Source organism: Paramesorhizobium deserti (assembly GCF_001558695.1).
In the GTDB taxonomy this organism is placed as follows: Bacteria; Pseudomonadota; Alphaproteobacteria; order Rhizobiales; family Rhizobiaceae; genus Paramesorhizobium; species Paramesorhizobium deserti.
This window is the reverse complement of sequence record NZ_LNTU01000023.1, coordinates 518,341-542,747: the sequence shown is the minus strand read 5'-3', so window position 1 is coordinate 542,747 and position 24,407 is coordinate 518,341. Positions and strand designations below refer to the sequence as shown.

Genomic DNA, 24,407 nt, shown 5'->3' with positions numbered 1-24,407 from the left:
CACGCGACATTTGATTTGCGGTGAACCACCCCACAATCCTCATCCTCGGCGGCACCACGGAAGCGGCGGAGCTGGCAAGACGCCTCGCCTCGCTGCCCGTCCGCGTCATCACCTCGCTTGCCGGCCGCACGCGCGATCCGGCGAAGCTCGCGGGTGAGGTGCGCAGCGGCGGCTTTGGCGGCGCGGAGGGCCTAGCGGGCTATATCCAGGCGGAAGATGTCACAATTGTAGTGGACGCTACACATCCCTTCGCCACCCGCATTTCCCCCAATGCGGCAAAGGCAGCGAAGCTGGCCGGTCGCCCGCTCATCCGCCTCGAGCGCCCCGCCTGGCAGAAGACCGAAGGCGATGACTGGCATGAGGTTGCCTCGCTCGAAGAGGCAGCCTCCGCTATTCCCCCATCCGCCCGCGTGCTTCTAGCGCTCGGTCGGCAGCACATCGCGGTTTTCTCCTCACGCCCGGGTGTGCATTTCGTCGTGCGCATGATCGATCCGCCGGAAACCCCGCTTGGACTGGCTTCCCATCAGCTGGTGCTCGCCCGGCCCGGCAAGGCCGAGGACGAGGAAGCCTTTTTGCAGGACCGGCGCATCACCCACATCGTCTGCCGCAATTCCGGCGGAACGGCTTCATACGCCAAGCTGGAAGCCGCGCGGAACCTGAAAATTCCCGTCATTCTCATTGCCCGTCCGCCGCAGGTTCATACTAACGCCGTCGGCGATGTCGACGCAGTGCTAGAGTTTGTCAGAACCAGCTTGGAACAGCCGCTCTCCAACCCGTCATTCTCGGGCCTGTCGCGAGAATCTACCAACGGATGATCCGTCAGAACGGTAATCGCTTTTCCTTTCTTCATCGCAGATTCTCGGGACAAGCCCGAGAATGACGACAGAGAGGCTACGAACCCCGCAACGAATGCACATGCTCCTTGTGATAAAGCGCTGAATCCCGGAAATTCTCCGGCGCGAGCCCGCGCCCGATGAAAATCATCGCCGTGCGTGCGAGCTTCGCCTCCCTCACCTTCTCCGCGATATCCGCCAGAGTGCCTTTGACGAACCGCTCGTCCGGCCAGCCGACGCGATAGGCGACGATGACAGGGCAATCCGCCCCATAGAGCGGCGTCAGCTCCCGCTCGATATGTGCAAGATTGCGGATGGAGAGATGGATCACCAGCGTCGCACCTGATTTGCCCAAGGTCGCCAGATCCTCGCCCTCCGGCATTCCGGACGATTTCATGGAGGTGCGCGTCAGGATGATCGTCTGGTTGACTTCCGGGATCGTCAGCTCCTGCTTCAGCGCGGCGGCGGCGGCGGCGAAGGCCGGCACGCCCGGCGTCACCTCGTATGGAATGCCCAGTAGATCGAGCCGGCGCATCTGCTCGGCGATCGCGCCATAGATCGACGGGTCGCCCGAATGCACCCGCGCCACATCATGGCCAGCCTTATGCGCCGCCTCCAGTTCCGCGATGATCTCGTCGAGCGTCAGCGTTGAGGTGTCGATCATGCGCGCGCCTTGCGGGGCGGCGGCAACCACCTCCTTCGGCACCAGTGACCCGGCATAAAGGCAGACCGGGCAGCGCTCGATCAGCCGCAAGCCCCGGACGGTGATGAGATCCGGCGCCCCGGGCCCGGCGCCGATGAAATGGATGGTCATGACAATTGTTCTTTCTGGGGCAGTTCATGTCCAAATAAGAGCGCTGGAGACAGCACCCCCCTCTGCCCTGCAGGGCAGAGGGGGGTGATTGGTTGAGGATCGGTGCGAACTGTTTCCATTGGATTGAACAACACTACCCCACCACCGCAATCGCCACCGTCACATGCTCTGACCGCATCTTCGGCACGATCAGCCTTGCATCCGGCCCTGCCCCGGCCAGCGCCGCGCTCTCCGCAACGCCATGGCAGCCGACGGCGCGATAGACCGCCTCGGATGGATTTTGCAGGCGCGGCGTCTCCTCCTCGAGCCGCAACGCATCGAAAAAGACGACCTCACGCCTGAAATGCTCGGCAAGCGCCTGGATAGCGGGTTCCGTCTTCTTTCTGTCGAGCGAGAATATGCCGCCCAGCGCATCCAGGCCAAAGCCCGCCTCCTGCAGCGCCCGTTCCGCCAGCCCGATCGCCTCGGCCGCTTCCGCACCACGCTCGCAACCGACGCCGAGCGCCAGGAACGGCGTCGCCTGTGCATGAGTCCGATCGTGTTCCTCGCCTGTCATGAGATCTCCGCGCAACCGGATTGGTCACCAAATATGGTTTCTGTTAATCTTTGCGTCGCGAATCGTTGCTTGCGTACGTGTTTACCCGTTTTTTAATGACTTCCTCCGCAAGCGATACAGAGGGGGCTCTGTCGGATCGTTCTGCGGCTCATCGATTTTTCAATCTCCGAGGAGAGACCCATGAACCTCAACGCTCCCACCCGCATCGTCTTCTTCATCAGCGTCATCATCGCCGTCCTGTCGCTCATCTCGTTCTTCGGCGCGCTCGCCTTCATTCCCGTCGCGGCCTACTGGATCCTGGCGATCGCCTATCTCGTGCTCGTCGCCGGCTGTGTGCTCAAGAACATCTGACGGACAAGCGCTGTTTAATGGAAGCGCCGGCATTCTGAAAACAGCGCCCTAAAACTCTATCCCCTTCTGCGCCTTCACGCCGGAACGGAAGGGGTGTTTTACCATCTCCATCTCAGTCACGAGATCAGCGAATTCAGTGAGTTCGTCCTTGGCGTTACGCCCGGTGATGATGACATGTTTCATGAAGGGCTTGGCCTTCAGCACCTCGATCACTTCTTCGACCGGCAGGTAATCATAGCGCAGCACGATATTGAGCTCGTCGCAGAGCACCATGTCGTGCTCCTCATCCAGGATCATGGCCTTGGCCTGTTCCCACGCATGGCGCGCCATGGCAATATCGCGGGCGCGGTCCTGCGTCTCCCAGGTGAAGCCCTCGCCCATGGCCGAAATCGTCACCTTATCAGGGAATTTCTCCAGCACCCAACGCTCGCCCGTGTCCCACGATCCCTTGACGAACTGCACCACGCCGATCTTCATGCCATGCCCCAGCGCACGGAACACCATGCCGAAACCCGCCGTCGATTTGCCCTTGCCCTTGCCGGTGTTGACGATGACGAGGCCCTTCTCGTCCGTCTTTGTGGCGAGGATCTTGTCGCGCGCCGCCTTCTTCTTCTTCATCTTCTCGGCATGGCGAAGATTCAGCTCCTCCTCGCTCAACCCCAGAAGTTTCTCTGATTTTTCAGCCATTTGGCACTGCTCCCTGAATCATTTTATGAGTAGCTGCTAACTCGGAAAGATCGAACCGGGCGGAATTGGAGCGCGGTATCCACAATCCGCGATCGATGGCCTGCATCAGCTTCTCCGCCATCTCGGCCAGCGCCGCCGGGTTCTTCTGCTCCAGAAACTCGCGCACGTCGTTGTCCGCAAGCAAAGACTGGTAGACAGCCTCGAAATGATGGTGCCTGACCGCACCGGTCGTGGCGGCGAAGGCGAAGAGATAATCCACCGTCGCGGCCATCTCGAACGCACCCTTGTAGCCGTGGCGCATCACCCCGGCGATCCACTTCGGATTGACGACACGCCCCCGTACCACCCGGCCTATCTCCTCCTCCAGCGTGCGGATCACCGGGCGTTCGGGGCGCGAATGGTCGTTGTGATAGATCGTCGGGCGCTTGGCGGTCAGATGCTCCACCGCTACCGCCATGCCCCCCTCGAACTGGTAATAGTCGTCGGAGTCGAGCAGGTCGTGCTCGCGGTTGTCCTGATTCTGGACCACCGCCTCGACTGATTTCAGCCGCTCTTCCAAGAGGCTGCGCTCCGCCTTGCCTTCCTCGCCCGCGCCATAGGCATAGCCGCCCCAGACGAGCCAGGCTTCGGCGAGATCGTCCCGCTCGCGCCAGCCATTCTCATCCATCAGCGCCTGCAAACCAGCTCCGTAAGCACCGGGCTTGGAGCCGAAGATGCGGTAACCCGCCTTGCGCCGCGCCGCCTTGTCATCCTCGCCCTGCGCCTTCAGGCGGATTTCCTCCCGCCGCATGCGCGCGGCGATGGGGTTATCCCCTTCGTCCTCGTCAAGCTGGCCCACCGCCCGCACCGCCTGGTCGAACAGCGCGATCTGGTCGGGAAAGGCATCGCGGAAAAAGCCGGAAATGCGCAGGGTCACATCGACCCGCGGACGCCCCAGCACTGCCGGCGGCACGATCTCATAGCCGGTGACGCGGCGCGATGCCATGTCCCACACCGGCTTGACGCCGATCAGCGCCAGCGCCTGCGCGATATCGTCGCCACCGGTGCGCATGTTCGAGGTACCCCACGCCGTCAGCCCAAACGACGTCGGCCACTCGCCATGATCCTGCGTGTAGCGGGTGATGGTGAGCTCCGCGGATTTCTTACCCAGTTCCCACGCCGCCGGAGTCGGCACGGCGCGGCTGTCGATGGAAAAGAAATTGCGCCCAGTCGGCAATACATCCGGTCGCCCGCGTGTGGGGGCGCCCGATGGGCCGGGCGCGACGAAACGGCCATCGAGCGCCGTCAGCAATGCAGCGATTTCCGAAGGTCCGCATGCTTCCACCACGGGTCGCAACTGGGAGGCGATGCTGTCCAGCACCGCTTTCGCGGCGTGCCATCCCTCGGGACATTCCACCTCCCCCGCCACCAGCTTCGCCGCCAGCAACTCGATCCGCTCCACCGTGTCGCCGGTTATGCGCCATGGGTCGGTGGAGACGACTTGCAGGATTTCGGGCTTGGGTCCGGTCCATGGGGCGGCCATGTCGCAGTCTAGCGGGTCGAAGGGAATACCCCCCTCTGCCCTGCCGGGCAGAGGGGGGTATTCACGCTCGGCGTACCCGGAAGGGGGTGTTGCCACGCACGACAACCCCGCATCCCGCGCTATCGCCCGCTGCAGGCTCATATCCGCTTCGTTCACCGTACCGCGCGGTACGCGCGCCAGCGCCACAAGCAAATCGGTCAACAGCCTCCCCTCGGGCGATTGCCCGAACACATGCAAACCGTCGCGGATCTGCATTTCCTTCAGATCGCAGAGATAGGCGTCCAGCTTTTGCAGCGCCAAATCCTCGCTGTCATGATCGTGAATGCCCGCATCATGATCGAGACCGATATCGCGCACCAGATCGAGGATTTGTCCCTTGAGCCGCCTCAGCCGGCGCGGATCGACACCCGACGCCTCGTAATATTCATCCACCAGCGCCTCGAGGTCCTTGAGCGGCCCATAGCTCTCCGCCCGCGTCAGCGGCGGCGTCAGATGGTCGATGATGACGGCGGCGGAGCGGCGCTTCGCCTGCGTGCCCTCGCCCGGATCGTTGACGATGAAGGGATAGACATGCGGCACCGCGCCCAGAACCGCTTCCGGGTAGCAATTCTCCGACAGCGCCAGCGCCTTGCCGGGCAGCCATTCGAGATTGCCATGCTTGCCCATATGCACAATGGCGTCCGCCCCGTATGCCTCGCGCAGATAGGCATAGAAGGCGAGATAGCCATGCGGCGGCACGAGGTCCGGGGAGTGGTAGCTGTCCTTGGGATCGATATTATAGCCGCGCGCCGGCTGGATGCCGACCAGCGTCTCCCCGAACCGCATGAGCGGCAGGGCAAAGCCGTCGATGCCCGCAAGGAAGAACGGATCGTCCTGCGGCGCGCCCCACCGGGCGGCGATTTCATCCTGAATCTTTATGGGAAGCTTTCCAAGGAAGTGCTTATATTGATTCAAGGAAAGCGTTTCGCGGATCACGCGCCCATCGGTCGACGCATTGGTCGGCCCGGCCATGAGATGGTTGATCAACGCATCGCCGTTTTCCGGCAGACCGGCGACCGGATACCCCGCCGCCTGCATCGCCCGAAGCGCCTCCAGCGTACCTGCGGGCGTATCGAGCCCGACGCCATTGCCGAGCCGCCCGTCGCGGTTGGGATAATTGGCCATGACGATGGCGATGCGCCGCTCCTGCGCCGGCTTGCGCCTCAGCGTAGCCCAGCGCGCGGCAAGCTCCCCGACAAAAGCCACACGATCCGCACGCGGCTCATGCGTGACGATATTGGCCTCCACCGCCTCGTCATAGGTATGCGCCGATTTGAACGACACGGCGCGCGACAGCACGCGGCCATCCACCTCAGGCAGCGCCACATTCATGGCGAGATCGCGCGCGGAAAGCCCCTGCGGTGAGGCCTCCCATGCCTCCGCCGTTGATCCCGAAAAAATCGTCTGCAACACCACCGCGCCGCGCTTTTCCAGCACCGTCGGCGCGCGCTCCGCTCCCGGCGCGGAGACGGCGAAGCCCGTGGCGTTCAGCACCACGTCGGGTGGTGTTTCCTCGAAAATGGCATCGAGCGTTGCGACCGATACCGGGTCCTTGAGGCTTGAGACGAACACCGGCAACGGATTCAGCCCCCGCGCCGCCAGCGCGTCGATAAGCGCTTCCACGCCCTTCGTCTGCCCGCTCTGGACGAGCGCGCGGTAGAAGCAGATGGCGACGGTGGCGTGGTTTGCTGCATGGCCAGTGTTTTGGCGCCAGTGCGAGGCGCCCCCCTCTGCCCTGCCGGGCACCTCCCCCGCAAAGGGGGAGATTACGCCTTCATCAACGCTCGCATCAATCGCGGACCTTGCAGGATGAGCAGCGTCAGCCGTATCAGCCAATCTCCCCGCTTGCGGGGGAGATGTCCGGCAGGACAGAGGGGGGCGCTGTCCCGCCGAGATTTCGGCGTGACACTCCCTCACCTCGCTCAAAGACACCACACCCCGCCCCGGCCACCAAATCCCGGCCTTGAGCAGCGGCGCGGCCTCAGCGGGCTTCTGCCCGCCCCCAAGCAGCGCCGCGCAATAATCAAGAAACCCCCGCGCGTTCTGCGCCCCGCCCTCGATCAGATAATGCCAGAGCGCATCGCGATCTTCCGCCAAAACCGTCGAGAACCGATGCAATCCCTCATCGGGCTTATCATCCCCCGGCAGCACGACAAGCTGAATGCCGTGATTGACCGCGCAGGCATGCAGTGCCTCCAGCCCATAGGGCCAATAGCTTTCTCCGCCGATGACACGTACGACGATCAACCGGGCGTACCGCGCGGTACGCTCGACATAGGCGTCCACCGACATCGGATGGGCAAGCGCCATGATGCTGGCGAGCCGGAGCGTCGGCGCGCCCTCGCCTTGGCTGACATGGGCTGCCGCGAGGCTCGCCAGTTCCGTATCCGCCGCCGAAAGAAACAGGATATCTCCCGGCGACTGGCCGAGATCGACCGCCTCGCCGCCCTCGGCGATTGTTCCTTTTTGGGCTAGGAGAAGATGCATCCGAAGCTTCCTATAGAAACGCTGCCGGGACAGCGCGCCCTTTGTTCTCGCTTGGCGTCCCCCATCCCTCCAGTCGTCATCCTCGGGCTTGACCCGAGGATCCACGGCAAGGTGGGAAAGCCGGTATTATCGTCCGCTACGGGACTATAAGTCATCAGCATTGGTATTGATCGTTTCCGATTGCTGGAATGCGCCGATGCGGTGGATCGGGCAGGCCCCTCAGCCGTGGACCCTCGGGTCAAGCCCGAGGATGACGGTGGAAGGGACTACACCGCCGCCTTCACCGCCCGCTCGATCGCCACCGCATCGATATCGTGCAGCCCGATCACCACCAGCCGCGAGGTGCGCTCCTCACCCGCCCCCCATGCCCGGTCGAAATAATGCTCGATGCGCGTGCCGACGGCCTGCACCACAAGACGCATCGGCTTGCCTGGCACATCGACAAAACCTTTCAGCCGCAAAATATCATGCGCGGCGATCACACCTTTAAGCTTCTCGACAAATGCCTTCGGCTCCGCGACCGGCCCCAAACCCACGACGAAGCTTTCGAACTCGTCGTGATCGTGCTCCTCGCCCGCCTCATGCTCCAGCTCGTGATGCGATTTGCGGTTGGCAATATCGCCCTCCGTGCCGACACCGAGGCCCAGCAGCAGCTCCGCGCCCAGCTTGCCGAAGCTCGCGGGCACCATATTCGGCACACGCGCTGAACGACTTGCCACATCGCCACGCACCTTTTCCAGCCTCTCATCGTCGATCAGATCGGCCTTGTTGAGCACGATCAGATCGGCGGCGCGGATCTGGTCCTCGTAGAGTTCTTCCAGCGGGCTTTCATGATCGAGCGCATCGTCCTCAACCCGCTGCGCATCCACCTTGTCGTGATCGTCGGCGAAGCGGCCCTCGGAGACGGCGGCGGCGTCGATGACGGTGATGACGCCATCGACCGTCACCTGCGTTTTGATCTCCGGCCAGTTAAAGGCGGCGACCAGCGGCTGCGGCAGGGCAAGGCCCGAAGTCTCGATCACGATATGATCCGGCCTGTCCGCCCGGTCGAGCAGCTTCGTCATGGTCGGGATGAAATCATCCGCCACCGTGCAGCAGATGCAGCCATTGTTAAGCTCGATCACATCCTCGTCGCGGCACGCCTCGATGCCGCAGCCCTTCAGGATGCCGCCATCGACGCCCAGATCACCGAACTCGTTGATAACAAGCGCGATGCGCTTGCCATTGGCGTTTTCGAGCAGATTGCGGATCATCGTCGTCTTGCCCGAGCCCAGAAAGCCGGTGATGACAGTTGCCGGTATCTTTTGTCCCTGCATGGGATCATCCCTTCATCTTGAGCGGCAATCCCGCCGCTATGAAATAAACTTCGTCAGCAGCGGCGGCGACCGCCTGGTTGAGCCGCCCGGCATGGTCGCGGAACTCCCGCGCTATTGCGTTATCAGGCACGATGCCCAGCCCCACCTCGTTCGAGACGAACAGCACCGTACCCGGGAGTTCGGGTATCATCGATGCCAACCGAGCAGTTTCCGCCGCAATGTCGCGCTCCACCATCATTAGATTGGTGAGCCAAAGCGTGAGGCAGTCCACCAGCACGGCGCGCCCTTCGCCCGCATGGGCTTGCAGCGCGCCGGTGAGATCGAGCGGCTCCTCGACAGTGGCCCAAACCAGACCGCGGCGCTCCTTATGCACCGCGATCCGCTCCCGCATCTCATCGTCATAAGCCTGCCCCGTCGCGATATAGACCGCGTCGAGGCCGGATTGTTCAACGAGCCGCTCGGCAAAGGCGGATTTGCCCGACCGCGCGCCGCCGAGGACGAATATGGTTTTCCCCGGCATCGACTAGAGGCTTTCGCCGTTAAATGGCAAAGCCGGCGGGACAGCGCCCCCCTCTGGCTTGCCAGCCATCTCCCCCGCAAAAGGGGAGATTACGCTTTCATAGACGCTCGGCACCAGTCGCAGATGTTCCCGAATATATGCCGTGAGCAATGTCAGCCAATCTCCCCCCTCGCGGGGGAAATGTCCGGCAGGACAGAGGGGGGCGCCTCGCGCTTCCATCAAAACCTTCTACCCTTCCAGCTCCGCCACAGCGTAGCGCTGCAACATCCAGCCGAGCGCCACGCCGAGCACCGCCCACATGAACAGGTTGGTCGCCAGCGACGCCACCGCATATTCCGACGCGAGAACGGCTGGAACCGGCGAAGAGAGATCGTCAGGCTGCGGCGCGCCATAGAGATGCGGCAGCGCGATCAGGACGAGGCCCATGACCTTCGCCCATATCTCAGGCCTCAGCGCGATCAGATAAAGCCCGATGGCTGACAGGAGCACCGTCGCCACCCACCAGAGCTGCCGTTCACCTAGATCGGCGGCCGGCATCGCCGGCAATTCCGGTGCCAAGCCCAGCGACGGCGAAAGGGCGAAGACGAAGAAGCCGGCAAGGCCCCAATAGATGCCGTTGCACGCCGTGATCCGCTTGCCGAGAAGCAGCGCCACGCCGCCCAGCGCCAGCGCGAAGCCGGCTCCCGCCACGAGATTGGCGAGGATGGTGTTGCCAAGACGGCCGAAGGGCAGCTCCGCCCCCTGCTCCTCTTCGTGAGCCTCACCTGCTGCATGGCTATGCGCCGCGCCGGCTTCCGCCGAACCATGATCATGCCCGCCCGCCGCGTCCTCGAAGGTTTCGGCATGAAGGATGAGCGGAACGGTGCGCAAATACATCGCCGGCGTCACCAGAATACCGGCAAACAGGCCGGCTACGAGCGTAGCCAGCAGATATCGAACCAGCATGATTGTCTCCTTTGAGCATGATCCCGAACCGAAGGTCAGCGTCAGCAAAAAGTCGCAGACTTCCAGGCAAGATCATGCGGCTAAAAATTAATGGCAGGGGAAGCCGTAGGAGTGGCGCGTGTCATGCGCCGAATCATGCAGCGCGTCGGATTGTGCAAGGCCGACGCCGTAGATCAGGAATGCGCCGAGAAACAGCGAGACGACAGCCGTCGTCAGGCGCGTTGCGAGCGGCAGGGAAAGCGATTGGGAAGAAGCGGTTTCGATACGTGCAGCCATAACAACCTCCGTGCAGGCAGCGGGGGAAAACTCCCCAGGGGTAGCGGGCACCATTGCCCTTTACGTCCGGCAGGTCTCCTGGCTCGCGGGTCGCAGGATCAATGCCGCCTTCCCGGTTTCCCAGTGGCTGCCCCAGGTTTCGGCCCTGGGGCAATGGCATGAATCCTATCCGCTCTACAGTCGCGGGGTCGGCTGCGATAAGGACGCCCGGCATGGGTCCGTCCGTCGCATTCCCTTTTGATCCCTATGGCTTCTGCCTTCGGGAACCAAACGTATAGCGGCACAGTATGATTTATGACAATCGGCGTCAATCGGCGTCAATCGGCGTCAATCGGAGTCACGGCTGCCGGCTTCAGCGGCGCAGCAGTTTCACGCCAGCCTTCCAGAAGGCGATCTTGCTGATGTCCCGCCGGCTCCCGCCGCCATCGCCGATGATGGGATCGACAGGCAAGCGGAAGCCGAATTGCGGGAAATGCACCCCGCCCCTTTCGATCCAGTAAGCGTCGAGGTCGGCAAGCATCATCCGCCGCCGCCTGGCCGCGCGCTGGTTGATGGCATGCCGGGCATTGGAAACGGCGATCAGATAGGGCGTGGCGCTGCGGGCCATCAGTCCCTTCAGCACGAGAAGAGCCGCATCCTTCGGCCGCAGGCCACCGAGGCAACGGGTTGCAGCGATCATAGCCCGCTTCGCCTCACTGCTGGCCGGCCCCTGCATGCCGCCAATGACGATACTGTAGGAATTGCCGGGACAGCGCACGAAGATGAAACTTGCCGTGCATAATGACATTCCGTCGTCGCAGCGCTTCAGGCGCAGCGAATACGCGCCCTCGTGACGGCTGCCGCAATGGTCGGAAAGGCAGAGTTCCAGCCGGTAGTCGGCATCGCGCCCTGATACGGTTCCGATATCGACATGACCGCCTTGCCAAAGCGTCTGAAGAGCATTCGGGCACAGGATTTCACCGGCAATTTCGAAATGCTGCATCAGAAGCTTCAGCCGCCTATGTCGGGACATCCGGTGCACGAGAAAGGTTGCGAGCGACTTGCGCAGAAGATCGTCATGCGGCGGCGCCTGCACATGCCGATCGGTGAACGCAGCGAGGAAGCGCATCCAGCGCATGGTAAGCCACGGGGAAAAGGCCGTGCGCAACCAGAATGCCGCCGCGCGTCGGACAGTCAGCCGCAAAGCCAGACCGGTCGCCTGCCGATAGATGGAATGTGCCGGTGCCGGACGCGCCGACGGCTCTGTCGCGCCGGAGATCCTGCGTCTCGCACCATTGCCGATCCGGCGCACGGCGTCATCGATCCGGTCCGCATGGCGTGCAATGCGGCTCCAGAGCCACGCCACCACCCAGAGCGAGAGCAGCCAGCCCAACACCACATCCGAGAGGAAATGGGCTCCGAACAGGACGCGATTGAAGGCGACCAATAAGAGGATCGGCATCAGAGCGAAGGCAGCTGCCTTGCGGGCTGCAGATGGAGCGAAAATGAGAATGGATAATGTGGCGGCGGCAATCGCCGCCTCTCCTGATGGAAACGAGCAGCTCCGGCTGCACAGGGCTGCAAATTGCCAGACGGGAGTAAAATCCACCAAGCCGCCAAAGGTGACAATATCTCCCGGCCGCGCCCGGCCGATGAACAGCTTCACGGTGTTCACCAGAAGCCCGGGTCCGAGGGCAAAACTCGAAAGGACGAAAAATGCCTTGTGCGGAGCGCAGAAACGGAAGCGATGCGGCCACAGCGCATAGGCGGCGATTGCAAGAAGCATCGATACCAGGAGATAGATCGGCACGCGGCGATTGATGTCGCGCGCCACTTTCAGGAGGGGATTGTCCGAAAGCGGAAAAATCCCCCCGTTCGCAACCCAACGCGAGACGGCAAGGTCTATGCCGGGAAAGACGACGAACACGAAACTCGCCGCAATGATCGCCACGCCGAGCAGCGCCGCTGCATCCGCCGCCCTGCCCGGCGATCCCTGCATTGCGTAGCGACGTTGAGCGGAAGTTTCAAAAGCCGTTTCCTGCATGCGGATACCCCCGAAAGAACTGGTCGGCGGCGGTCTGGCGGCGGATTGTCAAGAAACGGCCAGGACTTGGTCGGCGAATGGTCAAAGGTGGATGATAAATGATGCGCGGCGGGCTTCGTTCGCTATTCATCGTTCATCATTCCCGATATCAATGCGCCCCGCCAACGGAGTGCCCTGCATGGAAAACAGTCTCGTTCTGATCGTCGAGGATGAGCCGGAGATTGCCCATATCCTGGACGCTTATCTGGTTAGGGAAGGATATCGCACCGTGCGGGCCGCGGATGGTGAAACGGCCCTGCAGCATCACGCGCTGCTTTCACCTGATCTTGTTCTCCTGGACGTTCGCATTCCCAGGCTCGACGGGTTCGGTGTCCTCGCGCGCCTGCGCCAGGCTGACACCACGCCGGTCATCATGGTCACGGCGCTGGCCGAGGATATCGACCGGCTGAGCGGTCTGCGATTGGGCGCGGACGATTATGTGGTGAAACCATTCAACCCGCAGGAGGTGGTGGCGCGGGTCAAGGCCGTGCTGCGCCGCGCGAAGGGGCAAAGCCAGGAAACCGTGCGCCGCTTCGGCGATATCGAGGTCGATTTCCAGGCCTATTCGGCTTTCGTAAGACGAGGCGATTGCCGCCGCCCGATCCCGCTGACCTTAAGCGAATTCCGCATTCTCGCCTATATGATCCGCCGGCCCACCCATGCTTTCGACCGGTCGGATATTCTCGATGCCTGCCTGCCCGAAAGCGATGCGCTGGCGCGCACGGTCGACACCCATGTTTCCAATCTTCGCCGCAAGCTGGAAGAGTTGGGACAAACAGGCTTGTTTCCCGCCGTCCGCGGGATCGGCTACCGGTTTTCGGATCCCAAATGAAAATCCGTCCTTTCCCGCTTGCCACCATGACCGCCATCATCATCGCGGCCATGCTGCTCCTCAGCGTCAGCCTCGTCTATCTCGGCGTAAACTGGTATGCGTCCTATATCGAGGCCGATGCCATCGGCAGTTTGCCGCCGCAGGTGGCCGAAACCTATCGCGCCATGAACGCCGGCATCGTCCCCGAAACAGCCGCCCTGAGGGACCTGCTCAGCCATCTCGATGTTCTGCAGAAGCCCACCGATTTCCAGATCCAGATGTCGATCCTGGTCTGTGGCCTTCTCTCCGCCACCGCCTGCGGTCTCATGGGCATCTTTCTGGCCCGGCGCATTGCCCGCCCGCTCGAAGTGCTCGCGCTTGCGGCCGAGGAACTGAAATCCGGCGATTTTTCGGTGCGCGTGGCCGCCTCGCACAATGACACACGCGAAGTGGCGAGCCTTGTCGAGACCTTCAATGCGCTGGCGACCAGCCTGGAAACCATGGAACAGCGGCTTCGCTTTAACAACATGGCCGCGGCGCACGAATTGCGAACGCCGCTCACCGTCCTGCGCGGCTCGCTTCAAGGGATGCTCGACGGCGTATTCCCTCTTGAACGCAGGACATTGTCGAGCCTCCTCTTCCAGGTCGAGAGCCTGTCCCGGCTGGTCGAAGATCTGCGCACACTGTCGCTGGCCATCGGGCAGAAATTGGTCGTCGACCGGCATCGCCTGGATGTGGCGAAGGAGGTGGAAATTGTCCTCGATTCGGCCAGGACCATGCTGGAAGCAGGCGGCCTCCAAATGGAAACCCGCCTGCAACCAGCGCCCGCGGCGGTGGATCCCCAGCGTATCCGCCAAGCGGTCCTCGCCCTTCTGGAGAACGCCTGCCGCTATGCCGCGGACGGTAAGATCCTGCGCTGCGAAACAGAAGTCCTGCCGGATCGCGGCATAGCGATCCGGCTGATCGATTACGGGCCGGGCTTCCCCGACGATAGCGAGGCGATCGCCAATCCCTTCTGGCGCGGCGACCCCTCGCGCTCGCGTGCCACCGGCGGAACCGGGTTGGGCCTCTCCGTGGTGCGCGCCATCGCGACGGCGCATGGTGGCAGGCTTGAACTGAAAAATGGAGAAAATGGCGGTGCCGTCATTTCCATTCTGCTGCCACCACCGGACAAACCATCGGCGACGGAACCTATGGCAGGCTAAAAAGCGCGTCCACATCGAGACAGGCGGCAAGCTCTTCCGCCACCTCGTCCAGCGCCCGCTCCACCTCCGCGCGGTAGGAAACCGTACCGCCGGTTACGCCCAGCGACTGCAGGAGCTTCGCGCGGAAGGCATCGGCGCCGAAGAGCCCGTGCAGATAGGTGCCGAAGACCTTTCCGTCCGCCGAAACCGCACCATCGGCCACACCGTTCAAAATGACGGCCGGCCGGGCGCAATCCGGCCCATCCGTGCGGCCGAGGTGAATTTCATAACCCTCGAGAGGAACGTCGAAGACCACCGAATGCGCGGTCGAGTTGCGCACCGTCTTTTCCGGCTCCATCACCGTCTCGATGTCGAGAAGCCCGAGGCCTTCCATCTCCGTGGTGTCGCCCTCGATTCCATCTGGATCGCGCACGATGCGGCCCAGCATCTGATAGCCGCCACAGATGCCGATCACATGGCCGCCGCGCTTGAGATGCATCCGCAGATCACGGTCCCAGCCATTCTCGCGAAAGCGTTTCAGATCGCCGATTGTCGATTTCGAGCCGGGAATGACCACCAGCCCGGCATCGGCGGGAAGAGGCTCGCCGCTGCGTACCATCACCACCTCCACCTGCGGCTCGGCTTTCAGGGGATCGAGATCATCGAAATTGGCGATACGGTCGAGGACGGGAACGGCCACCTTCAGTGCCCTGCCCTCGCCCTTGGCGAGCCGCTCCAGCACCACCGAATCCTCCGCCGGCAGGCGCGATGCCGCCTTCAGCCACGGCACCACGCCGAAGGAGCGCCAGCCGGTGAATTGGCTGATCGCCTCAAGGCCGTCATCGAACAGCGAGACGTCGCCGCGGAACTTGTTGATGAGGAAGCCGACGATCATCCGCCGGTCGCCCGGAGGCAGGATCGCATGGGTGCCAACGATGGAAGCGATCACACCGCCACGGTCTATGTCTCCCACCAGCACGACCGGAACGCGCGCCCTTGTGGCAAAGCCCATATTGGCGATGTCGCCGGCGCGCAGATTGATCTCCGCCGGCGAGCCCGCCCCTTCGACGATCACGAGATCGGCCCCGGCGCGCACCTCCTCCCAGGACTGCATCACCGCATCCATCAAACGCGGTTTCAGGCTCTGATATTCGCGCCCCTTGGCCTGGCCCGCCACACGGCCCTGAACGACGATCTGGCTTCCTGTTTCCGATTGGGGTTTCAAGAGCACCGGGTTCATATGCACCGAGGACGGCACGCCGCATGCCAGCGCCTGCAGCCATTGCGCCCGCCCGATCTCGCCGCCATCGTCGCTGACGGCGGCATTGTTCGACATGTTCTGCGGCTTGAACGGGCGGACGTTCAGTCCCTGCTTCCGCGCGACTCGGCAAAGCCCGGCGACCAGCACCGTCTTGCCGACATCCGAACCCGTTCCCTGCAGCATGATGGCGCGCGTCATGCCGCCTGCGTAGCTTATCCGCACCAATCTGCCTAGGGTGGATTTTCGTTGGAACTGAAAGCCCCCTCTCTTGCGATTTCTAACACTTAACTTCGCTAAGATGTTGAAATCGCTTTCTCTCCCCCAAGGAGAGAGATAAGGAGCCGCATCGCTTTCATTGCCAATTACAGGGATTGATCATTGGCAAAAGCGTTTATGCAGGCCCTATCTCCCCTTGGCGGGGGAGATAGCAAATTCTTGGGTTTAGCGAAGCTAAGCCCCTAGAATTTGCAAGAGAGGGGGTAAAACAGCCGGCTCATTCTTCACATTCGTCATGCTCCATCCGAAGGAAGCGTTTGCGGACTGCCTCCATTGTTCTAGATTGAACGTTGAAGGCAGAATGGGAGGAGACACCATGGACGCCGCCGTTGATCCGTCCACCGGTCAGTTCGAGCTGACCGAAGACCAGCGCGCCATCCAGGAGATGGCACGCAGCTTCGCCGCCGACCGCATAGCGCCCAACGCGCTGCAATGGGATCGCGAGAAGCATTTCCCGGCCGATGTCATCCGCGAGGTCGGGCCGCTCGGCATGGGCGGCATCTATGTGCGCGAGGATGTCGGCGGATCGGGGCTGAAGCGCATTGATTCGGTTCTGATTTTCGAAGCGCTGGCCACCGCCTGCCCCGCCTTCTCCGCCTTCATCTCCATCCACAATATGGCGGCGTGGATGATCGACATCTTCGGTAATGACGAGCAAAGGCGGCGCTTCCTGCCGCAGCTCGTCTCGATGGAGTGGCTGGCGAGCTACTGCCTGACGGAGCCGGGCTCCGGCTCGGACGCGGCGGCGCTGCGCACCCGCGCCGTGCGCGATGGTGATCATTATGTGCTGAACGGTGCCAAGCAGTTCATCTCCGGCGCCGGCGACAGCGATATCTATGTCACGATGGTGCGCACTGGCGCGGACGGGCCGAACGGCATTTCGGCGCTGGTCATCCCGAGGGATGCGCCAGGACTTTCCTTCGGCGCCAACGAGTACAAGATGGGCTGGCACGCGCAATCGACCCGGCAGGTGATCTTCGACAATTGCCGGGTGCCGGTGGAAAATCTCCTGAGCGACGAAGGCGCGGGCTTCCGCATCGCCATGTCGGGCCTCGACGGCGGGCGGCTCAATATCGCCGCCTGCTCGCTCGGCGGCGCGCAATCCGCCCTTCACAAGGCCATAGACTATACGGCCCAGCGCAAGGCTTTTGGCCAGACCATCAACCAGTTCCAGGCGCTGCAGTTCCGGCTCGCCGATATGGAGACGGAGCTTTCCGCCGCCAGGCTGCTGCTTTATGCGGCCGCCACCAAGCTCGACCGCAAGGCGCACGACGCAGGCAAGTGGTCGGCCATGGCCAAGCGCTATGTCACCGATGTCGGCTTCTCTGTCGCCAATGACGCGCTGCAGCTCTTCGGCGGTTATGGCTATCTCCACGATTACGGCGTGGAAAAGCTGGTGCGCGACCTGCGCGTCCACCAGATCCTCGAAGGCACCAACGAGATCATGCGCGTCATCATCGCCCGCCAGATGATCGGGCGCTCATAAATAACGACGAATTCAGGGAGAAGACGACATATGGCGACCATCGCATTCATCGGCCTCGGCAATATGGGCAATCCCATGGCGGCCAATCTGGTCAAGGCGGGACATTCGGTACAGGGTTTCGACCTCCTGCCGGAGAATCTGAAGATCGCCGCCGAAAACGGCGTTACGGTGATGGCCGGCGCCACAGCGGCCATAAAAGGCGCGGAGGTCGTCATCACCATGCTGCCGGCGGGAAGGCATGTCGTCTCCGTTTATGAGGACATCGCGCCAAAGGCTGGGAAAGATTCGCTTTTCATCGATTCCTCGACCATAGACGTGGAATCGGCGCGCAAAGCCCATGAGATCGCCAAGCGGCACGACCTCATGTCGATCGATGCGCCGGTGTCGGGCGGCGTCGGCGGGGCGACGGCCGGCACGCTGACCTTCATGGCCGGCGGCTCCAACGAGGCGTTCGCCAGGGCCGAGCCGATCCTTGAGCCCATGGCCGGCCGCATCGTCCATTGCGGAGAAGCGGGCAGCGGGCAGGCCGCGAAGATCTGCAACAACATGATCCTCGGCATTTCGATGATCGGCGTCTCGGAGGCTTTCGTGCTGGCCGAAAAGCTCGGCCTGTCGCATCAGGCGCTGTTCGACGTCGCCTCCACCTCCTCCGGCCAGTGCTGGTCGCTCACCAGCTATTGCCCGGTTCCCGGTCCCGTGCCGGCCTCCCCCGCCAATCGGGGCTATAAGCCAGGCTTCGCCGCCGCGCTGATGCTGAAGGATTTGAAACTCGCGCAGGAAGCCGCGCAGACGGCCAACGCTTCGACGCCGCTCGGCGCGCATGCCGCGCAACTCTATAATCTGTTCAATGCACACGGGCATGGCGGCGACGATTTTTCGGCAATCGTCAATTTTTTGCGCGGGATTTTTCCGGAAACGACCGAAGCCGCGGCAAAAAAACAAAAAAAAGACCAGATTTAGATTTGCTTAAGCTCTTGCTAACTTGGCGGTAACGATGTGGCGCTAAAAAGGGAGCCGAGACGGAACGACACCGCCTCTCCGCTCCGGATCAGGTATTGCGTACCGGAGCTGTAAATTCCCGCTGTCGTAGTGTTTGGCGGGAGCGCCATGCGTAATTTGGCAAAACCGTGCTTCCTCCGGGACAGCACGGTTTTTGCCATTTTACGTCGGCTTCCGGCGCTGAAGCGGTTCCAGTTTTGATGGAATCGGGAGTGCCCCCTCCGCCGTCATTCTCGGGCTTGTCCCGAGAATCTGCTGTGGTGGCAGGCTTTGGCCCTTTCGCCGCTCCGGCACGGTCGAAGTTGCTGGTATCAGTTCTCTTTTCTCTTTCGTCAGTAGATTCTCGGGACAAGCCCGAGAATGACGGCGGAGACGAGGTTTCCACGCCACAGTGAAAGTCTCTCATCCGACCTCCGAAAACACGAATCGTCCGCTCGGAATACGCAAAAAATCGCAGCCCGGAAGCGGCGGTTTCTTCATTTTCCGGGCCGTTTCACCCCAAATTTATTGCGGTGCGTCAATTCGGCGCGATTTTCCCGTCAGCCGGCCGAGCCTCTCCAGACCACGGACACACGCGAGAGCAGCGATCTCGAACGGTTGTCGTCGGTACGATTGATGCGTTTTTCAGTTGCGTTCCAGGAAATGTGAACGCGGTCGTTCCGGTTGAAAATGTAAAGCATTGCTGCACTCCGGGGCAGATTTGTCCTTTGATGCTGCAATGCGCCAATTTCCCGCCGACGGCTGCCGTAAAGTCGTCGCGCCCTGTCGTTTTTAAGCCACTCTGCCGCAAATTCACGCATGGGAGCGATGCGTATTTATGTACCCTGCTCAAAGACGCTCCATTCGCACCTGCAGCAAGAAATTGGGATATCCGCCCTTGTTTTTCCGGTCACGATAGCCAATCCTTGGCGGCGACGCCGGTAGCGGGGGCTCGTGGCGGGGCATTTATGCATGCTCAACCGGGAGGGTGTCGCGATCCGGATATCAACCGTCGCCAACAAAACGCTAATTTGCCAAGCGAGGAGTTTGCATGGACATGGGAAAAAATTGTCGGCTGCCCGGACAGTACGCCAGCGGACATAATAAATTTTTGTGCTGTTGCGAATGGGAGAACATCTAATGAAGAAGCTTTTCGCTTCCACGATTCTGGCTGCCGGGGTCGTCGGATTTTCAGGTGCCTTTGCAGGTATGGCGTCTGCCGCCGAATGCGGCAATGTCACGATCTCCAACATGAACTGGCAATCGGCCGAGGTCCTTGCCAATCTGGACAAGATCATCCTGACCGAAGGCTATGGCTGCAATGCCGAGCTCGTCGTCGGCGATACGGTCCCCACCATCACCTCCATGGTGGAGAAGGGACAGCCGGACATCGCCCCCGAGGGCTGGGTCGATCTCCTGCCCGACGTTGTCAATAAGGGCGTCCAGGACGGCAAGCTCGTCTCGGTTTCGCAGGCGCTCGCCGATGGCGGCGAACAGGGCTGGTGGATCCCGAAATACATCGCCGACGCCAATCCCGACATCAAGACGATACCCGATGCGCTGAAGCATCCCGAACTCTTCCCCGCCCCGGAGGATTCCTCCAAGGGCGCGGTCTTCAACGGGCCGCAGGGCTGGGGCGGCACGCGCGTGACCACGCAGTTCTTCAAGGCCTATGATGCCGAAAAGGCCGGGTTCACCCTGGTCGACACGGGTTCGTCCGCCGGCCTCGACGGGTCGGTCGCCAAGGCCTACGAGCGCAAGCAGGGCTGGATGGGCTATTACTGGGCCCCGACCGCGCTGCTCGGCAAATATGACATGGTCAAGCTCGGCTTCGACGCTCCCTATGATGAGGCGGAATGGAAGCGCTGCAATACCATCGAGGATTGCCCGGATCCCAAGCCCAACGAATGGCCGAAGGACAGGGTCGAAACCCTGGTGACCAAGGAATTCGCCGATCGCGCGGGCCCGGCGCTCGATTATCTCAAGGCCCGCTCCTGGTCGAACGACACGGTCAACAAGCTTCTCGCCTGGATGAGCGACAACCAGGCCACCGGCGAGGACGGCGCGAAATATTTCCTCAAGAACAATGAGGATGTCTGGACCAAATGGGTCTCGCCGGAAGCCGCGGAAAAGATCAAGGCTTCCGTAATGTAACTCGGCGACAGGCGGCGGAGCGATCCGCCGCCTTTCCGCTGACCAAGCAGGATATCGAAGCAAATCGCCACGCCGTCGGGCCGTCTCCGACGATGCTGGATGTCATCCGCATTTTCGGATGACTGCGCAGGAAAAAAGCCGCAGAATAAGCAAAAATGCGGCCCCCAAGAATGTGGCCCAAGAGGAGAACTGGCGCTTAATGGATTGGCTGTACCGCTTCCCGCATATGAACGACAGCACGCTGACGGCGTTGAAGAAATCGATCGATGAGGGCTTTCGTGCGTTCACACGTGCCTATGGCGACACCATCGAATCCTTTTTTGATCCGTTGCAGTATTTTCTCATTCAGTCCGAGCGGTTCATGACCACGACCCCGTGGCCGATCATCATCGCGCTCATCGCGGCGATCGCCTGGTTCGCCAGCCGCAGCTGGAAGATCGTTGCGAGCGCGATCATCACCCTTCTCCTCATCGGCTTCTTCGATATGTGGACGGATACGATGAAGACCGTCTCGATGATCTTCGTCTGCACTGTCCTCTCCATCGCCATCGGCATCCCCATCGGCATTCTCATGTCGCGGTCGGACCGCCTGCAGAGCCTGGTCAATCCGGTGCTGGACGTGATGCAGACGATGCCGAGCTTCGTCTATCTCATTCCCGTCGTCATGCTGCTTGGCATCGGCCGGGTTCCCGGCCTGATAGCCGTCGTGATCTACGCCATCCCGCCGATCATCCGCCTTACCAATCTCGGCATCAGGCTCGTCGACAAGGATGTGCTGGAAGCCGCCGACGCCTTCGGCTCGTCGAACTGGCAGCGGCTGAAGAACGTGCAGATGCCACTTGCCCTTCCGACCATCATGGCCGGCATCAACCAGACCATCATGATGGCGCTCGCCATGGTCGTCATCGCCTCCATGATCGGCGTCCAGGGCCTTGGCCAGCCCGTGCTCAAGGCCATCGCCAACCAGTATTTCACGCTGGGCATTTTCAACGGCCTTGCCATCGTCGGCATCGCCATCATTTTCGACCGCGTAAGCCAGGCCTATGGCAAACGGCTGCAGAAGCATCTGGAGACCGTCCATGGCTGAGAAGAGCACGCACGGCACCGGCATCATCATCAAGAATCTCTACAAGATCTTCGGCAGGAACCCCCAGGCCTATGTCGAAGCCGTCAAGAAGGGCATGACCAAGGCCGAGCTCAACACCGAGCACGGCCATGTCCTCGGCCTGAAGGATATCAATATCGATATGCCCGCGGGTTGCATCCAGGTGGTGATGGGCCTGTCAGGCTCCGGCAAATCCACGCTGATCCGCCATATCAATCGGCTGATCGATCCGACGGCCGGCGAAGTGCTGGTCGACAATGTCGACGTGGTCAAGATGAACGAGGCCGAACTGCGCCAGTTCCGCCGCCACAAGACGGCGATGGTATTCCAGAAATTCGCACTGCTGCCGCACCGCACGGTTCTGGAGAACGCGGTCTATGGCCTGGAAATCCAGGGCGTGCCGCGGTCGAAGCAGCTCGAGGAAGCCCGGCGCTGGATCGCCCGCGTCGGCCTCGAAGGCTTCGAGGACAGCTATCCCAACCAGCTTTCCGGCGGCATGCAGCAGCGTGTCGGCCTTGCCCGGGCGCTCACCAACGATGCGCCGATCCTCTTGATGGACGAGGCCTTCTCGGCGCTCGATCCGCTCATCCGCATGGATATGCAATCCGTCCTCCTCGACCTCCAGAAGGAGATCAAGAAGACCATCGTCTTCATCACCCACGATCTCGACGAGGCGCTGCGCCTCGGCGACCGCATCGCCATCCTGCGCGATGGCGAGATCGTCCAGCAGGGCACCGGGCAGGACATCGTGCTCAACCCCGCCGACGATTACATCTCAAGCTTCGTTAAGGAGGTCAATCGCGGACGTGTCATCATGGTCGACACCATCATGACGCCGGGTGTGCGCAACGGCGGCGCCGGCCTTCCCTCCGTCGCCACCGGCACCATTCTGGAACATGCCGCCCGCATCATGACGGAGGAACACGTCAGCGAGATCCAGGTGCATGACGGAAAGGGAAAGCCCGTCGGCCATATCGATATGCAGAGCGTCATCTCCGCCATGGTCACGCCAATCACCCACGAGGCCAGGCAGGCGGCGGAATAAGTCAAGCCGCCTATCCGGCCCCTGGCCTGCCTTTCTCCCATCAAGTCTTCTTTATACCGGTCATTCGCCGTTGTATTGCCGGCGAGTTTCTGGGAAAAGGCTGCCGGCGGGTTTTTGCTGGGCGCGAGGGAACGTTATTCTGTCCCCACGGGTAGCGATCGCCTGCCCCACAGGATAAACAGCGTCTATGAATCTGGATCAGTCCTTGTCTACTTCCACTCCCCGGCGCGTGCTCGGCATGCATCCGGCGCTGCTGTTCGTCCTCATCTATTTCGCCTTCCAGGCGCTTTTCGTGACCTTCATCTCCAACGGTGCGGGGCTCGATGACGCCGAGCAGCTCGCGAATATCGGTTATCTCGATTGGGGCTATGGTGGCTCGCAGCCGCCGCTCTACACCTGGATCACCAATCTGGCGGCCTCGCTGATCGGCACCAGCCTTTTGACGTTGCAGATCGTCAAGTTCGGCCTGCTCACCAGCATGTTCGCCAGCGTCTATGGCGGCATGCGCCTGCTCGGCCTGCCGCGCAATGTCGCCGCCGCCGGCATGCTGGGCCTGTTTCTCATCCCGCAGATCGGCTGGGAATCGCAGCGTGCGCTGACCCACTCCGTCGCCGGCACGGCAGGCTGCGCCTGGGCTTTCCTGGCCTTCGCCTGGCATATGAAATCGCGTTCCGTCCTGTCGGCCGCTCTCTTCGGGCTGGCGATGGCCGCCGCCTTCCTCGGTAAGTTCAACGCCAGCTTCTTTCTCCTCACCCTGATCATCACGGCCCTGACGATCACGGAGTACAGGAAGGTGCTGCTGTCGCGCCTTTCCCTGGTGACGGCGGCGGTGCTGGCGCTCTGCCTCGCGCCGACGGGCCTATGGATGCTGCAGCACAGGGACAGCGTTCTGGCCCGTTCGGGCAAGTTCGAGATCGGCGCCACTGGCGATTTCCTGCTCGACCGGGCGCTGGGCCTGCTGCGGCTTTTCGAGGTCAGCTTCCTCTTCTCCATCCTTGCCGTCGCCGTGGCCGGCATCATATTCGTCGTTCATCGCAAGCGGAGAAATCCTGCGCCGAACATGCCGATAACGGGCGAGCGTTTCCTGCTTCGTCTCATCCTCGTCGGCTTTGCCGTGGTCTTTGTCGGCGTGTGCCTGACCGGCGCGACCAATGTGAAGGACCGCTGGCTGCAGCCCGTGCTGTTTCTCCTTCCGGCCGGCCTCGCCTATCTCCTTCACCGTTATCGGCTGACCGACCGCAGCCTCTTTGATTTCGGCATCGTCAGCATCGTCGTGGCCTTTCTGGTCACGCCGGTTCTTGCCGTCAATCTCACCTATGGCAGCCGCAACGATCCGCCGATCGGCCAGCTCGACTATGCGCAATTGTTCAGACAGGTCAGCGCCGACGGCAATTTCTCCACCATTCTCGCCGATTTTCCGCAAATACCCGGCAATTTCCGGCTTTACGATCCTTCGCTCAGGGTAATTCACCCGGAAACGCCCGATGCGGCGTCGCGGATCGTCAAGCCGCTGCTCGTGCTCTGGTTCGGCGGCGACACACCGCCAGAGAAAGTCGCCAATATCCTCGCCGCCGCGCATATCGAGGTGCCGGCCGACAAGATCGTCTCGACCGAACTGCCCTATCGCACCCACCCCGAGACCAAGCTTCCCGTGCATTATGTGATTGTCAACTGAGCATTCCAGCCGTTGACGAGATAT

The 24,407-nt window shown here is 61.9% G+C and carries 20 protein-coding genes and 1 riboswitch; of the genes, 10 read left to right on the top strand and 10 right to left on the bottom strand.

What is annotated here, in order from left to right; translation table 11 throughout:
* The first annotated feature begins 20 nt into the window (after positions 1–20).
* Complete coding sequence (locus ATN84_RS15455) at positions 21–815, top strand: cobalt-precorrin-6A reductase (RefSeq protein WP_068882518.1); 795 nt, start codon at positions 21–23, stop codon at positions 813–815.
* Positions 816–891: 76 nt separating this feature from the next.
* On the opposite strand, the gene cobM is transcribed toward ATN84_RS15455, so the two are convergent.
* Both cobM and ATN84_RS15445 read right to left on the bottom strand, forming a co-directional pair.
* Positions 892–1,647 carry a precorrin-4 C(11)-methyltransferase gene (gene cobM, locus ATN84_RS15450; protein WP_068882517.1) on the bottom strand — a complete coding sequence of 252 codons (756 nt, stop codon included), beginning with the start codon at positions 1,645–1,647 and terminating at the stop codon, positions 892–894.
* 133 nt (positions 1,648–1,780) lie between these two features.
* The gene (locus ATN84_RS15445) at positions 1,781–2,203 is read right to left on the bottom strand and encodes a cobalamin biosynthesis protein (protein ID WP_068882516.1); all 423 of its coding nucleotides are present in this window, start codon (positions 2,201–2,203) and stop codon (positions 1,781–1,783) included.
* A 180-nt stretch (positions 2,204–2,383) separates the two neighbouring features.
* Between ATN84_RS15445 and ATN84_RS27505 the strand changes: the two genes are divergently transcribed.
* On the top strand, positions 2,384–2,554 hold the full coding sequence (locus tag ATN84_RS27505; RefSeq protein WP_201026382.1) for a hypothetical protein: 171 nt from the start codon (positions 2,384–2,386) through the stop codon (positions 2,552–2,554).
* Positions 2,555–2,602: 48 nt separating this feature from the next.
* Here the strand turns inward: ATN84_RS27505 and cobO are convergent, their stop codons facing one another.
* The 7 genes from cobO to ATN84_RS15410 all read right to left on the bottom strand — a co-directional run bounded on the left by cobO (position 2,603) and on the right by ATN84_RS15410 (position 12,369).
* Complete coding sequence (cobO, locus tag ATN84_RS15440; RefSeq protein ID WP_068882515.1) at positions 2,603–3,241, bottom strand: cob(I)yrinic acid a,c-diamide adenosyltransferase; 639 nt, start codon at positions 3,239–3,241, stop codon at positions 2,603–2,605.
* Positions 3,234–7,289, bottom strand: coding sequence for a cobaltochelatase subunit CobN (cobN, locus tag ATN84_RS15435; protein ID WP_068882514.1), 4,056 nt, complete (start codon positions 7,287–7,289; stop codon positions 3,234–3,236). Before cobN ends, cobO begins: the two co-directional genes overlap by 8 nt.
* 266 nt (positions 7,290–7,555) lie before the next feature.
* A complete protein-coding gene (cobW, locus tag ATN84_RS15430) occupies positions 7,556–8,605 on the bottom strand; it encodes a cobalamin biosynthesis protein CobW (RefSeq protein ID WP_068882513.1) in 1,050 nt (349 codons plus the stop codon).
* A 4-nt stretch (positions 8,606–8,609) separates the two neighbouring features.
* Entirely contained in the window at positions 8,610–9,125 is a 516-nt protein-coding gene (gene cobU, locus ATN84_RS15425) for a bifunctional adenosylcobinamide kinase/adenosylcobinamide-phosphate guanylyltransferase (protein ID WP_068882512.1), read from the bottom strand.
* Positions 9,126–9,353: 228 nt separating this feature from the next.
* The gene (locus ATN84_RS15420; protein ID WP_068882697.1) at positions 9,354–10,070 is read right to left on the bottom strand and encodes a CbtA family protein; all 717 of its coding nucleotides are present in this window, start codon (positions 10,068–10,070) and stop codon (positions 9,354–9,356) included.
* Positions 10,071–10,157: 87 nt separating this feature from the next.
* Complete coding sequence (locus ATN84_RS15415; RefSeq protein ID WP_068882511.1) at positions 10,158–10,346, bottom strand: CbtB domain-containing protein; 189 nt, start codon at positions 10,344–10,346, stop codon at positions 10,158–10,160.
* A 51-nt stretch (positions 10,347–10,397) separates the two neighbouring features.
* A riboswitch (cobalamin riboswitch) is annotated at positions 10,398–10,632 on the bottom strand.
* A 66-nt stretch (positions 10,633–10,698) separates the two neighbouring features.
* On the bottom strand, positions 10,699–12,369 hold the full coding sequence (locus ATN84_RS15410; RefSeq protein WP_244491098.1) for a DUF535 family protein: 1,671 nt from the start codon (positions 12,367–12,369) through the stop codon (positions 10,699–10,701).
* Between the two features lie 178 nt (positions 12,370–12,547).
* Here ATN84_RS15410 and ATN84_RS15400 point away from each other — a divergent pair, with 178 nt between their 5' ends.
* Positions 12,548–13,240 carry a response regulator gene (locus ATN84_RS15400; protein ID WP_068882510.1) on the top strand — a complete coding sequence of 231 codons (693 nt, stop codon included), beginning with the start codon at positions 12,548–12,550 and terminating at the stop codon, positions 13,238–13,240.
* Positions 13,237–14,424 (top strand): ATP-binding protein, encoded by a 1,188-nt coding sequence (locus ATN84_RS15395; RefSeq protein WP_068882509.1) that lies wholly within the window; start codon positions 13,237–13,239, stop codon positions 14,422–14,424. Before ATN84_RS15400 ends, ATN84_RS15395 begins: the two co-directional genes overlap by 4 nt.
* Here the strand turns inward: ATN84_RS15395 and ATN84_RS15390 are convergent.
* Complete coding sequence (locus ATN84_RS15390) at positions 14,411–15,862, bottom strand: cobyric acid synthase (RefSeq protein ID WP_068882508.1); 1,452 nt, start codon at positions 15,860–15,862, stop codon at positions 14,411–14,413. The two genes, ATN84_RS15395 and ATN84_RS15390, sit on opposite strands and share 14 nt — an antisense overlap.
* Before the next feature lie 394 nt (positions 15,863–16,256).
* Here ATN84_RS15390 and ATN84_RS15385 point away from each other — a divergent pair, with 394 nt between their 5' ends.
* The 6 genes from ATN84_RS15385 (at position 16,257) to ATN84_RS15360 (ending at position 24,383) form a co-directional block, all read left to right on the top strand.
* Positions 16,257–17,426, top strand: a complete 1,170-nt coding sequence (locus tag ATN84_RS15385; RefSeq protein ID WP_068882507.1) for an isobutyryl-CoA dehydrogenase — start codon at positions 16,257–16,259, stop codon at positions 17,424–17,426.
* 30 nt (positions 17,427–17,456) lie between these two features.
* Complete coding sequence (gene mmsB / locus ATN84_RS15380) at positions 17,457–18,386, top strand: 3-hydroxyisobutyrate dehydrogenase (RefSeq protein ID WP_068882506.1); 930 nt, start codon at positions 17,457–17,459, stop codon at positions 18,384–18,386.
* A gap of 1,158 nt (positions 18,387–19,544) precedes the next feature.
* Positions 19,545–20,558, top strand: coding sequence for an ABC transporter substrate-binding protein (locus tag ATN84_RS15375; protein ID WP_068882505.1), 1,014 nt, complete (start codon positions 19,545–19,547; stop codon positions 20,556–20,558).
* Positions 20,559–20,757: 199 nt separating this feature from the next.
* A complete protein-coding gene (locus ATN84_RS15370; RefSeq protein ID WP_068882504.1) occupies positions 20,758–21,645 on the top strand; it encodes an ABC transporter permease in 888 nt (295 codons plus the stop codon).
* On the top strand, positions 21,638–22,708 hold the full coding sequence (locus tag ATN84_RS15365) for a quaternary amine ABC transporter ATP-binding protein (protein WP_068882503.1): 1,071 nt from the start codon (positions 21,638–21,640) through the stop codon (positions 22,706–22,708). Before ATN84_RS15370 ends, ATN84_RS15365 begins: the two co-directional genes overlap by 8 nt.
* Positions 22,709–22,913: 205 nt before the next feature.
* The gene (locus tag ATN84_RS15360) at positions 22,914–24,383 is read left to right on the top strand and encodes an ArnT family glycosyltransferase (protein WP_244491097.1); all 1,470 of its coding nucleotides are present in this window, start codon (positions 22,914–22,916) and stop codon (positions 24,381–24,383) included.
* The last annotated feature ends 24 nt before the right edge of the window (positions 24,384–24,407 follow it).

Coding starts and splice junctions, on each gene's coding strand:
- cobO (WP_068882515.1), bottom strand. CDS start 3,241: ATGGCTGAAAAATCAGAGAAACTTCTGGGGTTGAGCGAGGAGGAGCTG.
- ATN84_RS15385 (WP_068882507.1), top strand. CDS start 16,257: ATGGACGCCGCCGTTGATCCGTCCACCGGTCAGTTCGAGCTGACCGAA.
- ATN84_RS15415 (WP_068882511.1), bottom strand. CDS start 10,346: ATGGCTGCACGTATCGAAACCGCTTCTTCCCAATCGCTTTCCCTGCCG.
- ATN84_RS15375 (WP_068882505.1), top strand. CDS start 19,545: ATGAAGAAGCTTTTCGCTTCCACGATTCTGGCTGCCGGGGTCGTCGGA.
- ATN84_RS15395 (WP_068882509.1), top strand. CDS start 13,237: ATGAAAATCCGTCCTTTCCCGCTTGCCACCATGACCGCCATCATCATC.
- ATN84_RS15365 (WP_068882503.1), top strand. CDS start 21,638: ATGGCTGAGAAGAGCACGCACGGCACCGGCATCATCATCAAGAATCTC.
- ATN84_RS15420 (WP_068882697.1), bottom strand. CDS start 10,070: ATGCTGGTTCGATATCTGCTGGCTACGCTCGTAGCCGGCCTGTTTGCC.
- cobU (WP_068882512.1), bottom strand. CDS start 9,125: ATGCCGGGGAAAACCATATTCGTCCTCGGCGGCGCGCGGTCGGGCAAA.
- cobM (WP_068882517.1), bottom strand. CDS start 1,647: ATGACCATCCATTTCATCGGCGCCGGGCCCGGGGCGCCGGATCTCATC.
- ATN84_RS27505 (WP_201026382.1), top strand. CDS start 2,384: ATGAACCTCAACGCTCCCACCCGCATCGTCTTCTTCATCAGCGTCATC.
- mmsB (WP_068882506.1), top strand. CDS start 17,457: ATGGCGACCATCGCATTCATCGGCCTCGGCAATATGGGCAATCCCATG.
- ATN84_RS15410 (WP_244491098.1), bottom strand. CDS start 12,369: ATGCAGGAAACGGCTTTTGAAACTTCCGCTCAACGTCGCTACGCAATG.
- ATN84_RS15400 (WP_068882510.1), top strand. CDS start 12,548: ATGGAAAACAGTCTCGTTCTGATCGTCGAGGATGAGCCGGAGATTGCC.
- cobN (WP_068882514.1), bottom strand. CDS start 7,289: ATGCATCTTCTCCTAGCCCAAAAAGGAACAATCGCCGAGGGCGGCGAG.
- ATN84_RS15390 (WP_068882508.1), bottom strand. CDS start 15,862: ATGACGCGCGCCATCATGCTGCAGGGAACGGGTTCGGATGTCGGCAAG.
- cobW (WP_068882513.1), bottom strand. CDS start 8,605: ATGCAGGGACAAAAGATACCGGCAACTGTCATCACCGGCTTTCTGGGC.
- ATN84_RS15445 (WP_068882516.1), bottom strand. CDS start 2,203: ATGACAGGCGAGGAACACGATCGGACTCATGCACAGGCGACGCCGTTC.
- ATN84_RS15370 (WP_068882504.1), top strand. CDS start 20,758: ATGGATTGGCTGTACCGCTTCCCGCATATGAACGACAGCACGCTGACG.